Genomic DNA, 12,746 nt, shown 5'->3' on the forward strand with positions numbered 1-12,746 from the left:
ATCTTTTTGGTTTAATCGCCGTAAAAATAATTCGATGCTACTCTCCGCACGAAAAATCGCTCGCCACAAAAATTTATTTTAATTTCTCTACAGTTTCAACGCCCACGCCAGGGGCTGCCGAAGTGAAACGTAGGCAGTCCCGCCGCGTTTTTTGCGGCACGCTGCGCGTGTTTGTTAAGCATTTTCTCTCCTTGATTCTAAAAGAACCAGTAGGCCCCGATAACTAAAACGCGATTTCAATGCATAAGCAAAGATAAGCGGAACCATAATAAATGCGAGCATAGCAAATAGGCTGTGTACTGACATGGTGGCTGCTACTATGTTTTTCAAAATATCGGGGTAGCCTCTGACAATGTAGTACCAAGTGAAAGCCCCTAAACCAGACGCGATACCAACAGCCAGCATGCTTTGCCTGACCACTGTAGCGTTGAGGGTAAAGACGATTAGGGCAGCAGATACCGCTGAAGAGAACGTTACGAACATTTTGTAGAAGTTCGGTAGCGGTTCTTGAAATAGCGGGTAATACATACTCATAAAGTACTTAACCAGCTCGGCGTAACAAACTGCTATACCGATCAAGACAACAATATTTAGCGCACGTAGAGATATATTTTTCATGCTTATGCTTAACGCCCAGCACACGGGCGGCTGAAATGTAGCGGAGCGTAATGTAAGCCGTCCGGCCCGGCGTTTTTTGCCGGGCTAACGTGCTGCTGTTTGTTACGTATTACCCTCACGTATTGATTTAATACAATCATCATTTTCATGGTTCGACCCAAACTTTTGATACAGAATAAGTTGCTGAATCTGATATACATATTGGTAAGTTGCAGCTCGTGGAAACTCTCTTTTATAGCCCGTAAATTTGACGAAGATAGGGACGCTCCTTTCCTTCTTTCGCTCACTCTCCAATTTAGCCATATCCGAGGGACCGCCGATCAGCTTACTTGCTACTCCACCATACGGAGTGATTATATTGTCACCATATAAGAGTCCACAGTATAACTTTGCTTCTTCGGCGGAAACCGTAGAACAAAAAACTGTAATTAGTAAGATTATGCTCAGTCTCATTTGTACACGTAACGCCCAGCACACGGGCGGCTGAAATGAAGCGAAGCGTAATGTAAGCCGTCCGGCCCGGCGCTTTTTGCCGGGCTTAAGTGCTGCTGTTTGTTATACGTTACGACCATGACCACCTATGTCCTTCTGGAAGACATTCGTAGCATAAGAGCTTACCTTTAACCGAAGCGCCATCTCGGATCGGTTCATAGTCATCTTCTTTTACAGGATTATCTACACGATCCATTGTCCATTCATTACACGAAGAACATCTTTCAATGCTGTGCTTTGCTTTTTGAATGAAATTCGACTCAGAATATAAATGGCTCATACCATACTTTTGAGCCAACTCTTTCTGAGCCTCAATATATTCATCCAATTTATCTTGGTAGTCATCAGCTTCAAAATCATCATTTGATAATTCCCAAGTAAAAGTGCTTTTTGTAAGTACGATGTATTTCATGTTTTTACGTATAACGCCAAGGGTTGGGGCGCGAACGCAGTGAGCGTCCCAGCCGCGTTTTTTGCGGCAATAACCCCGTTTTGTTATGAATTGTTTTCAAAATAGTGATTCACCACGTTCTGTATTTCTTGGGCATTGGCGCCATGATCGAACCATAGTCTATAAGTAGTAGCTAGCTTGGATTTCACCTCTTGCACCGCTAGAGGAACAATATCATGCTCCTCTACAAAAAAATCTTCTAGCTCATCATATATATCATAATCAGGAATATTGACATAAAGACCAAACTCTTCATCGTCTAGCACTTTATACATTTTCAATTGAGATACCTTTATTCATAGACATTATGACAACCCCTAGGGTGCTAGCCTCCAGTTATCGTGGGTTAGCTAGAAAGCCAGAGCCATACTATATGTTGGAATCATATAAACACTGGAGGCTAGCGATATGAACAATACCATAATTTTTATAGGCTTAGACACAGCTAAAGAACACTCAGAAGCGGCGTATGTTGAGGACGGCTTTAAGGCTCAACCATCGCCTATTGGGCGCATTAGAACCACCAAGGAAGGGGTAACAAAGTTTGCACGGCAAATGCAGTCTAAATTCCCTGGCGCATCACTCATCTTTTGCTACGAAGCAGGCCCTTGCGGCTACTGGATTTATCGACTGCTAACACAGCTAGGCCATCAATGCTTTGTGGTCGCCCCATCGCTGGTACCTAAAAAGCCTGGCGTGCGGATTAAGACCGATCGCCGCGACGCCATGATGTTGGCTCAACATCTTAAGTCAGGCGATGTGAAGTCCATCTATGTGCCTGAGCCAGAAGATGAATCCATTCGTGATTTATCCCGGACGCGCGAGCGTGCTATGCGTGATCTGAACGATGCCAAGTATCAGCTTAAAGCGTTTCTATTACGCAATCACATTCAATACGGTGGCACGGCTAATTGGTCACTCAAACACTTACGCTGGCTAACAGAGTTAATTCTCCCGCATCCTGCACAACAATTTGTATTGCAGGAAATGATTCAAACTATCACCGAACGTATGTCGCGATTAAAGCGCCTTGATGAGGAGTTAGCTTATCAAGTGAAGCAATGGCGCTACTATCCTGTCGTTAAAGCCATTCAGGCGATGCGTGGCGTACGTTTATTAGTGGCCACTGGGTTAATTGCAGAATTAGGTGACCTATCGCGCTTTGATCATCCCCGTAAGCTGATGGCCTACATTGGCTTAGTGCCGAGTGAACATTCAACCGGCGGAAAGAGAACAGTGGGCAGTCTCACTAAAACCGGAAATACCCGCGCAAGGCGTTTGCTGACGGAAGGTGCGCACAGTTATCGCTACGCGGCCAATGTCTCGACGGAATTACAAAAACGGCAAGAAGGTTTGCCAAAAGACATTGTCGATATTGCGTGGAAAGCGCAAGTACGCTTGTGCCGGCGCTATCAAGGATTAATGAAACGTGGAAAACATTACAACTTGGTGGTATCAGCCATTGCGCGAGAAATGGTGGCCTATATCTGGGTCATTGCCAACGAAGTCGTCCTCACGCCGGTTGATGTTAAAACCCGGTTAGTCAGAATGCCACGTGTGTAAAACAGCACAGCAGTAAGCGGCAACACACGTGATAAACAGTTTTGAGTTAATGCAGTGGCAGGTCGAGTCCCGGTGGAGGTGTAACACACGACGGCGTTAGGTAGGCAGTAGGCGTAAGCCTATTGATCCACGAGCATAGAGTAGAAGACAGGCACCTCGACGGAAAAAGTAAGGTTGGATAGGTTAATATGTATTTATTGATAACCCACGGATATCAGCAAGCAAACCGACGAGATACTGACTCCATCTCTCTGCATTAACTCAATCTAATGTAAATATATGCTCTGGATTTTTGAGTAGGATTTTCTACGTTTTTAATTGACAGGGGGTGTCATATCAACGCCCACATAAAGGGCCGACTGGAGCGCAGCGTAAGGAGGTCCAGCGGAATGAAGTGGAGCGATTTTTGATGTGCTTGTTAGGTTTCATTTAATCCGTACTTCTCATTTAGGTCTAATATATGATGTCCGACAAACTTTTTCGCTTGTGAGTCTACAACGATGACCAAATAGGTATTATCTTTTGGAACAGGTATTGAAATATGGTGATATTTTTTATCACCGGTTTCATAAACATACTGAATATTCCAATCCCACTCTGAAAAGTTTTGATATTCAGACTCGATAATTTCGTCAGCATAATCCCAAATATCAGCCAGTAATGGTGATCCAGTAATATTTCTCATCGGATCACAAAACGTATTATGGAATTCTTCGTCAGTAAGTAACTTCATGACCATGTAAACCTAACGCCCACGTAAAGGGCGCGAGCTTGCGAGCGTCCCAATTGACGTGTTTGTTATGTTCTGCGATTTATTTTCCATGCAGATAAACCCCATTGTAATTTACCAGAAGAATCAATAATTCTACCCCCGGTGGGTTTAAAACCTGCCGGTTGTACAAGTATATTGTTCAAAAAGGGATGAGTAATCAGTTTGTGAAGCTCTTGCTGCTCCGTAATAATTTTTTCGGCGAGCTCCGGATAAGAAAAAAATATTAGCTCACCGAAGCATGTATATAGCCATTGATCTAAAGTACAAAAGCGCTCCTCATTGTAGGGAGTGACCAGACTCGCAGAAGAGCAAGCTTGATAGAATTTATGATAGTGGTCAACTTTCCACCCACAAAAGTGAAGTGCCTCTCCTCCCGGATATTCCGGAAGAGCTGATGTAAGCCTTTCGATTTCACTTTTTTCTAAATTTGAAATTTCTTCTAGCCACTCGTAAAAGAAGTAAAGAACTGCTCCATTGGGATTTTTTACTACTACGCCCGGATGTTCACCACCTCCACCACCAACCACAAAATCATTTGGCGTACAGGAAAAATCTCCAACTTCGTGATCGTGAAAATCATTTACAACTAACGGCCTATATACAGGGTAACCAGCAAGAAAGCCTACGAATTCATTATCAAATGTATCTATGTAACTCATTGCTCTGAACTCACGGAAACATAACGCCTCAAACACCGGATTGGTAAAGTTGGCGACATTTTTGGAACAAAAAAGGTGACAGCTTAGCCAAGTCCGCGTGATTTGACTTGTTAGCACTATGCGTATTCTTCATTTTCGTTACTATTTTTAAAGCTCCGCGAGTATCTGCTTTTTATTTTTCCCGAATCACAAAGGTACCAAATTATAGGTAGATATATTAGCAATAGCATATTTAAGTTCACAGAACTGGTTTTCTTCATTGTATCAATATCAAATTTAGGAAATATCTCCTTCAACGCCTCTTCTGGAGTAATTATAAATGACTCCATAGCATTTAGTTCAATATTTGCTGATAATGGAGGATTAGAAAATGTATAATTTACAATCAAAATATTGGGAGATTGAACTAAAAATATTATTCCGAACAATACTGGCGCTGCGATTCTAAATATTCTGAACCGAGTAAGTGCTAATATTATAAATAAGCAAAATGCAGCAGTTACAGTAATCTCTACCCAACCACTAATGGAGTTCAAAAACACTTTATAAAGTACATATATACTAGAAATTACAATAAGAAATATGACACCTTTTGGAAAGGTTGTTTTTACATCATTTTCTTCATTACCACTCATAGAAAACCGCCTCCTAAATATTCATTTAACTACATCGTATCTTTATCACTGGAATGCTAACGCTGAGCCAAGGGGCACGCGGAGCGAAGCATAGCGTGTCCCGCGGAGGGCGCGTTTTTTAGCGCCCGGAGTGACTTGGGCGACTTGTTATGTTTCATTTGGCCACTCTGCCGATGGTGAACAGTTTAGAAATAGCTCTGTACAAAAATGTACAGAATGTAATAGCTTTTCCGTTTGCGGATTTGAGAGGTTTGCTTTCCTCTGCCACTCTCGATATGCATACGGAATATTAAAGCCAACTCTATAAAAAAGAGCTGTAAGCGAACGAGGCCAAGTGTTTATATTTTGCCAATACAACCTATTCTCTTTTAGCAAGAGCGTATATGCCTCAACCCAGCCAGTAGGAAACTCACCTTTTTCTATGAGAGTAGGGTCAGGAATTTCGTTACCAAGTACCAACTCTTCGACTGCGCTTATGAATTCTTCTGGGTTCATACTCAATTAAACATAACGCCTGTAGCAACGGCCGACTGAAAGGAGGTCCAGCCCCGAAGGGGCGATGTTGCCTACACTTGTTAAGCGCATTTCTTTAGCACCCTAATTATACGTCTTGCTTGTTTTTCTACGTACTTCCAATCCCAGAGTTCTGGCTCTTTAAATTCGGGGTACGTATGCGACCATGCTTCGGCGCGTTTTGCTGAATTTACAGTAACACGCACCACTACTTTTGGTTTATTTCGTAAATCTATTTGCAAATGGACCAATCCCCAGCCACTTGAAACAAAACGAAATGTGGCCCCATTACACTTCTCAGGATTTAATGTCTTTCTCTCTTTGAAAAAATAGCCTTTGGCCTCCGGGTAGTAAATTGCAAAGTTAGCCGAATGGTCATTGTTTTTCACTGCTTCTTCAATCACACTATTTAGAGAGCTCTCGCTATCGTATATCTGTAGCTCAGTATCAAATGCTGAATAATCTTCATATGCTATTGCAGGCTCTTGAAATACTGCGCTAACAATATCGCCAATCTTTGAAATTTCTATTTCTTCTGTTCTTTGCATATTTAGCGCTTAACGCCTCAGGTTGGGGCGCGACGTCAGGAGCGTCCCAGCCAACGGCGACAACCCTGATTTGTTATGTTTATTCACAGATGGTTAATATTGTTTCGTTTGGAAGGTGCATAAACCACCTACCCGCATCTTTTATTTTCTTGTCGCCCATTACCGGTTCTGATATCCATAGCCTATTTTCGATACCCAACTCCTCAGCATGACTAAAACCGAGTGCTTTTAAAGCTCCGATATCATCTGATTCAGATAAAATTTCCGTTTCAAACTCATCACCTATTTCACCAACGGGCACAGACTTATATAGCTTCATCTATCTCTCCTAAAAAAACATAACGCCCGCAGCACGGGCAAAGTTGAAGCGCAGCGGAAACTTTGTCCGTGTGCCTGCGTTTGTTACATACCATTATTCTCATGGACAAGCTCCCAAACACCTTCGATGATAAGGCCAGATGCGTTGTCTGGGTGAATATCTTTCTCACCAACCCTCTTAGCACATGAAATTCGAATAGGTGACTTTTCCGACCATAACCCATAACTATTGCGACTTCCCATGCCCCATGAGAAGTGAAACATTATTAGATCTTCTTTCTTTGTTTCCCTCAGCGTGGTGATACTTTCTTCGTCCAGCCCTTCTGCAATTGCTTTTATTGCTTCTTCACAAGTGGTTGGAAGCCCGTTCTCAACTTGAAGCGATTCTTTTTGTTTAGATGCACACCCAAATATGATCAGCGCTAAAACAACCACGTACAATATTTTCACTACCTAACCTCTGGGTATGTAACGCCCGCGCCATGGGCGCATGGAGCGCAGCGGAATGCGTCCTGCCGCGTTTTTTGCGGCGTAATGGGCGCGTTTGTTATGAGTATTTTTGTATGCGCAGTAAAACATAGGTTAGTAGACCTGCACTTGTGATTACCGAGAATAACGTAACCCAGAGTTGAGTGCTTAACGCTAAGCCGAATGCCACTATTGAGCCAACTATGTAACATGAAACCACCACAATGTGTTTGTGCTTAGGAGCACAAAAATACGGGAGCCATACCACTAAGATCGCAGCAATTGTTGGAAATAACACCTCGGCAAAGCCATCTACTATTTTCATGTACGGAGCGGTGCAAAGGCCAGAGATAATTTGCGACTCAGGACAAAAAGAAACCGCAGCCGAATGGCATACTATTGCCAACATTAAAGCAAAGAAGAAACCCGCAATCGCCGAGGGTATAGTTAGAACCCAGCGCACAGTGTTGATCATCTCGTGATTACTCATAACGAATATAGTTCAGTTGTCATGCGTTGTTTGCTTGATCAACTGAAACGGGTTGTTAGTTGCGACGACGATAGTGCCAAACTTAGCGACTTGTTCGGAAGAACAACAAGCGTGTTTGACATCCAGCCCCCGCGGTCATCTGCGTGCGAAAAAATAGAAAGGAAATGAAGATGGCGAGATACGCTTTTAGTAAGAGCACCCCCGCGGACTTGGACAACACTCCAAGAGTGTTTCTAAGCCGCACGGGGGTGCTCTTACTGTAAAAACCAAATGCGCTCTCGTCAATCTCCCTTCTAGATCTTTTGCGCTCACATAAAGATAACGCTTATGCTGTTTGTTTATACAGCTATATGGGTTATCCTAAAAATCCCTCAATGTGGTGCTCTCTTTTTTCGCAGGCCAACTAACGCCCGTAGTTGCGGCCGACCAAAGGGAGGTCCAGCCAAAGCGTAGCTTTGGCGTTGCAACCTACGCTTGTTATGTTTACCCGCATGTCACGATACACATTAAGTACGCCTATGCAAAAACCGGCACATACACTCGTGGCACAATGCGACGGTGTACTGGGCTGCTATAGCCACATATTTTGATGCAGGAAAATGGATAGTGGAATGAGGCTTTCACTTCCCTGCACCGCCTTAATGGATACGAAGTACCTTACCCGACTTGGCTCTACGAAGCCAGATTTACCAGACGGGGAATTTGGCACTCAAAAACATAACGCTGAGCCAAGGGGCACGCGGAGCGAAGCATAGCGTGTCCCGCGGAGGGCGCGTTTTTTAGCGCCCGGAGTGACTTGGGCGACTTGTTATGTTTCATTTGGCCACTCTGCCGATGGTGAACAGTTTAGAAATAGCTCTGTACAAAAATGTACAGAATGTAATAGCTTTTCCGTTTGCGGATTTGAGAGGTTTGCTTTCCTCTGCCACTCTCGATATGCATACGGAATATTAAAGCCAACTCTATAAAAAAGAGCTGTAAGCGAACGAGGCCAAGTGTTTATATTTTGCCAATACAACCTATTCTCTTTTAGCAAGAGCGTATATGCCTCAACCCAGCCAGTAGGAAACTCACCTTTTTCTATGAGAGTAGGGTCAGGAATTTCGTTACCAAGTACCAACTCTTCGACTGCGCTTATGAATTCTTCTGGGTTCATACTCAATTAAACATAACGCTCCGGTAAGCGGCGCCAAAGCGGGAGTGAAGTTTTTGTATTAAAATGGCGTAGCCATTGCAAAAACGGAACGGAGCTTTGAGCGTCCGACTTTACCGGCTTGTTATGTGTTTACCACATAGTAAATTAAAAACCCTAAAACCATATAAGCAAATAGTGCCAATGCGCTATATTTTTGCACGTTTAGCAACATTTGGTATTTCTTTTGTTGTTTGGAAGGAATACATTTTTGTACATATTCCCTACCACTCAATCCTGACGCAAACATATTCTTTTCGGTAAAGCTTGAGCCCGGTATTTTACTTTTGTCACCAAATGCAAACTTGAATAAAATGATTAAGAATGTAGAAGTAACCACTAGCAACCCCAAAATTAATCCGCCAATTTCAAATAAATTCCCCATATTTCTCACTTACACATAACGAATATAGTTCAGTTGTCATGCGTTGTTTGCTTGATCAACTGAAACGGGTTGTTAGTTGCGACGACGATAGTGCCAAACTTAGCGACTTGTTCGGAAGAACAACAAGCGTGTTTGACATCCAGCCCCCGCGGTCATCTGCGTGCGAAAAAATAGAAAGGAAATGAAGATGGCGAGATACGCTTTTAGTAAGAGCACCCCCGCGGACTTGGACAACACTCCAAGAGTGTTTCTAAGCCGCACGGGGGTGCTCTTACTGTAAAAACCAAATGCGCTCTCGTCAATCTCCCTTCTAGATCTTTTGCGCTCACATAAAGATAACGCTTATGCTGTTTGTTTATACAGCTATATGGGTTATCCTAAAAATCCCTCAATGTGGTGCTCTCTTTTTTCGCAGGCCAACTAACGCGAAGTGTTGGGGCTGCGGAGCGAAAGCGCAGCAGTCCCAGCCGAAGGCGACAACCACGCCTTGTTAAATGTTTTATTCATACTCATGAATTTCGCCCAAAGGAAACTTTGACCATTTCACATAGTTTTCTTTAGAGCATTCTTCCGCTTCAGAAGCGGATACGTTGCGTATATGCCATGCATAATTCAAATGATGATACGCATGCTCCATATCAATGCGTAGCTCAACTTCATCATATTCCTTATTAGAACCGATTTCCGATATGGTTTCTTGAAGCTGCTCAATTGCTTCTTCCAGGTTGGCTATGATCAAGTCTCGATTATTCATATACATTTAACGCCCGCAGCACGGGCAAGGTTGAAGCGCAGCGGAAACTTTGTCCGTGTGCCTGCGTTTGTTACGTGTTTTTCTTTTCAGTACCAAAGAGGTCTCCTTGCGCGAATTCAAGCTGATCGAATGTTTCTATTCGACCATAAATGTTCTCATCAAATTTTCCACGGTATTCTCCGACCGCAATAACCTTACAACCGGCATAAAATGCAGATTCAATGCCGCTTTCGGCATCCTCAAAAACAAAACAATCGCCTGGATTGACCCCCATTAATTGAGCTGCCTTTAAATAAGGATCAGGGCTAGGCTTTCCTCTCTCCACACTCTCCGCTGATACTAGGATCTTAGGAATAGGATAACCACAAATTCTAATTTTTTGCATTGCCAAATCATGAGAACTTGAGGTAACAACTCCCCAGTTCGATTCAGGAAGATTTAGAACGAATTCTAGTGCGCCACTTAAGGGTTGTATAAACTGCAACAGTTCCTCTTCGCGCTTTTCTATTTTTTTTGCTTCTAGTTTCGCGTTTAGGTGAGGCGCTAAAATTGCAACCGTATCCTCGGTTCGGCGCCCCTTCCCATGCTCTATCGCTTTGCCAATGTCGATAGCGTTCTCTACACACCATTCATTCATCGAGCGAAAAACAATTTCAGATGTATGAACTAAGGTATCATCAAGGTCAAAAAAATAGTTCATTTAACCAGCTCAGCAGCTTAGATTGACACGTAACGCCTGCAACAGCGGCCGAGCGTAGCGAGGTCCAGGCCCAAAGGGACGATGCTGCTTGCACTTGTTACATGTTTACTGCACATTACTTTCAATCCATTCAGAGATATCAGGATGACTCGCTGCCGCTAATTTGGATAGTTCTTCGGGGGCTTTACACTGTGATCCAATATAAGCCTCTGCTTTTTTTGCTAGCAAGGCCCAATCTAGTTCTTCTTTGTCATCGTCTTCTGGATCTAGCCAATTACCGTCGTAGAATATTTTTCCAGAGGTAATTTGTTTTACAAAATCACTAGCATTGTTCGATACTAGAGCCCTTTCACCTTCCGAGCCAAGAAAAACGACTGGTGGCTGCCCGCTAAGTTCAGGGTAATACCACAAACAAAATAGCGAGCCACAACCATCTTGGCCGAACTGGATAAAACTATGTCCTGTTTCTCTCCATTTAGGGCCGCCCAGCCATAAATCTAATGTGTCGGATGTTTCTGAGAATGTCTGCCTATTGGTTTCATAATCAATTGGCCAAGCAATTACTTCCTGAAGAGAAAGCTCGTCAAGGAAAGCCAAATCCGCTTTGGTATTGTCACTTAATTCTATTTCCACTCGATATTCCTTATGACATGTAACGCCGCAATTAGCGGACCCGGCAAGCGTTTAATGGCCTGTTTTTCAAGGCCATTGCTTGCCTGGGTCCGCTAGATTGCTTTGTTAGTTGCTTAATGTTTAAACGCATATAAGTATAACTGTAGGTTTCTTAAGTGCCTGCCCCAGTGAGTGCTGTAACTATTTTCTAAATGCCAGAGAGCGTCGTTTTCCGATGTGTTTTGGAAACACCAGCTAACTTCCATTAAATCCTGGGTTATATCGCTAATATCATCTATAGCGTCACCGGTAATGGGAGAGACTGATTCACCTACTTCTAGCACCTCAAAAACAGTGTTGTAATAACCTAATGATGGAAATCTTTTCTCCACCTGCTTTCTTATTTCGTCGTGCTCCATTCTCGGTGAATCGGGATAATCCTTTTCATCAAATTGATATTCAACTCTCGCCAGAGATACTGCTAATTTATCTAATTGTACAATCAATTCATCTATATCGTTGATTTCATCTTTTTTGAAGATAAAACTTATAAACTCATTTACTTCTTTTTCAATGCTCATATCTTCGACGTGCAACTAACGCCCGGCTTTGGGGCGGCTGAAACGAAGTGTAAGCCGTCCTGCCGCGCTTTTTGCGGCACTCAACAGCCGTTTGTTAGGGGCTTTACTCATTAGTATCTTTTATCCACTTAGAAGCACCTGCGACTTCATCTATGAAATCAGCAAGTTCAATTACTTTCGCAACCTGCTTAGATTCACAACCCAGATAAGTATAAACTTCCTTTTTCCGTGTCCCTATGGAGCCTTGGATAGTAATACTACTGTGATCAGACCAGTAATCTGAACATCCCCAACTATCTGGCTTCAGCGACGATTTCAGCCGAAAGAACTTCACGCCATCTAATTTTGTTTCAATTGTATTAATTTGTTCAGGCGTTATACTTGATATTTTTCGACCCTCTATCGCGACGTTTACAAAACCGTCGTATTCAACTATCCCACTCTTAAGTACTTTTAAGTTGTAAACGGGGCATTCTCCATAACAAGCACTTCGCTCCAAGCTCACTAATATGTCGTCACTAAAACCAGCGTCGTTTGAGCAGGATGGTAGAAAGACTACAGAAAGAGCAAAAACGATTAGTACTCGGAATTTCACATATGCCCCCTAACGCTGAGCCAAGGGGCATGCGGCGCGAAGCAGAGCATGTCCCGCGGAGGGCGCGTTTTTTAGCGCCCGGAGTGACTTCGGCGACTTGTTAAATATTATTTTCATTGAATTTTCCCATTCAGAGCTAAAAGCCTAATTATTAGATTTTCACCGATTTCGGCAAATTGCTCTTTGGACAAACTCAAGCTAGAAATAGCATCGCGATCAAATGAAGCAGAAGTGAATAGAAACTCTTTATTCCAAGTTGAAGGATTCTCTCCATCTCGGCAACTGACATCATCAAACGTCAATTTTATCTCGCCACCTTCGTCCTCTATGTAAGCTACTACACCTTCCATTCTTTTAATCTCGTGTATATTTAACGCTGCCATAAAAGGCGCGACGAAAG

General features: G+C 43.0%; 19 protein-coding genes. 1 reads left to right on the forward strand and 18 read right to left on the reverse strand.

Annotation, left to right across the window (positions count from 1 at the left end):
- Nucleotides 1–174 precede the first annotated feature (174 nt).
- From ACZ5NB_RS19370 to ACZ5NB_RS19380, 3 genes are all read right to left on the reverse strand, one after another.
- Nucleotides 175–618, reverse strand: a complete 444-nt coding sequence (locus ACZ5NB_RS19370) for a hypothetical protein (RefSeq protein ID WP_464107760.1) — start codon at nt 616–618, stop codon at nt 175–177.
- Between the two features lie 562 nt (nt 619–1,180).
- The gene (locus tag ACZ5NB_RS19375) at nt 1,181–1,522 is read right to left on the reverse strand and encodes a hypothetical protein (RefSeq protein WP_464107761.1); all 342 of its coding nucleotides are present in this window, start codon (nt 1,520–1,522) and stop codon (nt 1,181–1,183) included.
- An 83-nt stretch (nt 1,523–1,605) separates the two neighbouring features.
- Nucleotides 1,606–1,836 carry a hypothetical protein gene (locus tag ACZ5NB_RS19380; RefSeq protein ID WP_464107762.1) on the reverse strand — a complete coding sequence of 77 codons (231 nt, stop codon included), beginning with the start codon at nt 1,834–1,836 and terminating at the stop codon, nt 1,606–1,608.
- 133 nt (nt 1,837–1,969) lie between these two features.
- Here ACZ5NB_RS19380 and ACZ5NB_RS19385 point away from each other — a divergent pair, with 133 nt between their 5' ends.
- Nucleotides 1,970–3,124 (forward strand): IS110 family RNA-guided transposase, encoded by a 1,155-nt coding sequence (locus ACZ5NB_RS19385; RefSeq protein WP_464107763.1) that lies wholly within the window; start codon nt 1,970–1,972, stop codon nt 3,122–3,124.
- Nucleotides 3,125–3,542: 418 nt separating this feature from the next.
- Here ACZ5NB_RS19385 and ACZ5NB_RS19390 read toward each other — a convergent pair whose 3' ends face one another.
- The 15 genes from ACZ5NB_RS19390 to ACZ5NB_RS19460 all read right to left on the reverse strand — a co-directional run bounded on the left by ACZ5NB_RS19390 (nt 3,543) and on the right by ACZ5NB_RS19460 (nt 12,729).
- A complete protein-coding gene (locus tag ACZ5NB_RS19390; RefSeq protein ID WP_464107764.1) occupies nt 3,543–3,857 on the reverse strand; it encodes a hypothetical protein in 315 nt (104 codons plus the stop codon).
- 65 nt (nt 3,858–3,922) lie between these two features.
- Nucleotides 3,923–4,555: a hypothetical protein gene (locus ACZ5NB_RS19395; RefSeq protein ID WP_464107765.1), complete on the reverse strand. Its 633-nt coding sequence runs from the start codon at nt 4,553–4,555 to the stop codon at nt 3,923–3,925.
- Between the two features lie 116 nt (nt 4,556–4,671).
- Nucleotides 4,672–5,190, reverse strand: a complete 519-nt coding sequence (locus ACZ5NB_RS19400) for a hypothetical protein (protein ID WP_464107766.1) — start codon at nt 5,188–5,190, stop codon at nt 4,672–4,674.
- A gap of 147 nt (nt 5,191–5,337) precedes the next feature.
- Nucleotides 5,338–5,685, reverse strand: a complete 348-nt coding sequence (locus tag ACZ5NB_RS19405; protein WP_464107767.1) for a hypothetical protein — start codon at nt 5,683–5,685, stop codon at nt 5,338–5,340.
- Nucleotides 5,686–5,765: 80 nt separating this feature from the next.
- Nucleotides 5,766–6,251 (reverse strand): hypothetical protein, encoded by a 486-nt coding sequence (locus ACZ5NB_RS19410; protein WP_464107768.1) that lies wholly within the window; start codon nt 6,249–6,251, stop codon nt 5,766–5,768.
- A gap of 79 nt (nt 6,252–6,330) precedes the next feature.
- Nucleotides 6,331–6,570 carry a hypothetical protein gene (locus ACZ5NB_RS19415; RefSeq protein ID WP_464107769.1) on the reverse strand — a complete coding sequence of 80 codons (240 nt, stop codon included), beginning with the start codon at nt 6,568–6,570 and terminating at the stop codon, nt 6,331–6,333.
- Nucleotides 6,571–6,653: 83 nt separating this feature from the next.
- Entirely contained in the window at nt 6,654–7,019 is a 366-nt protein-coding gene (locus ACZ5NB_RS19420; protein WP_464107770.1) for a DUF6794 domain-containing protein, read from the reverse strand.
- 1,316 nt (nt 7,020–8,335) lie between these two features.
- On the reverse strand, nt 8,336–8,683 hold the full coding sequence (locus tag ACZ5NB_RS19425; protein WP_464107767.1) for a hypothetical protein: 348 nt from the start codon (nt 8,681–8,683) through the stop codon (nt 8,336–8,338).
- A 121-nt stretch (nt 8,684–8,804) separates the two neighbouring features.
- On the reverse strand, nt 8,805–9,104 hold the full coding sequence (locus ACZ5NB_RS19430; RefSeq protein WP_464107771.1) for a hypothetical protein: 300 nt from the start codon (nt 9,102–9,104) through the stop codon (nt 8,805–8,807).
- A gap of 499 nt (nt 9,105–9,603) precedes the next feature.
- Nucleotides 9,604–9,858, reverse strand: a complete 255-nt coding sequence (locus ACZ5NB_RS19435) for a hypothetical protein (RefSeq protein WP_464107772.1) — start codon at nt 9,856–9,858, stop codon at nt 9,604–9,606.
- 70 nt (nt 9,859–9,928) lie between these two features.
- Nucleotides 9,929–10,558: an HAD-IA family hydrolase gene (locus ACZ5NB_RS19440; RefSeq protein ID WP_464107773.1), complete on the reverse strand. Its 630-nt coding sequence runs from the start codon at nt 10,556–10,558 to the stop codon at nt 9,929–9,931.
- Nucleotides 10,559–10,663: 105 nt separating this feature from the next.
- Entirely contained in the window at nt 10,664–11,191 is a 528-nt protein-coding gene (locus tag ACZ5NB_RS19445) for a hypothetical protein (RefSeq protein ID WP_464107774.1), read from the reverse strand.
- Nucleotides 11,192–11,304: 113 nt separating this feature from the next.
- Nucleotides 11,305–11,751, reverse strand: coding sequence for a DUF5063 domain-containing protein (locus ACZ5NB_RS19450; protein ID WP_464107775.1), 447 nt, complete (start codon nt 11,749–11,751; stop codon nt 11,305–11,307).
- 103 nt (nt 11,752–11,854) lie between these two features.
- Nucleotides 11,855–12,346 (reverse strand): DUF6438 domain-containing protein, encoded by a 492-nt coding sequence (locus ACZ5NB_RS19455; protein ID WP_460232094.1) that lies wholly within the window; start codon nt 12,344–12,346, stop codon nt 11,855–11,857.
- Between the two features lie 113 nt (nt 12,347–12,459).
- Nucleotides 12,460–12,729, reverse strand: a complete 270-nt coding sequence (locus ACZ5NB_RS19460; protein ID WP_464107776.1) for a hypothetical protein — start codon at nt 12,727–12,729, stop codon at nt 12,460–12,462.
- Nucleotides 12,730–12,746 lie beyond the last annotated feature (17 nt).

The organism is Aurantivibrio plasticivorans (assembly GCF_055392955.1).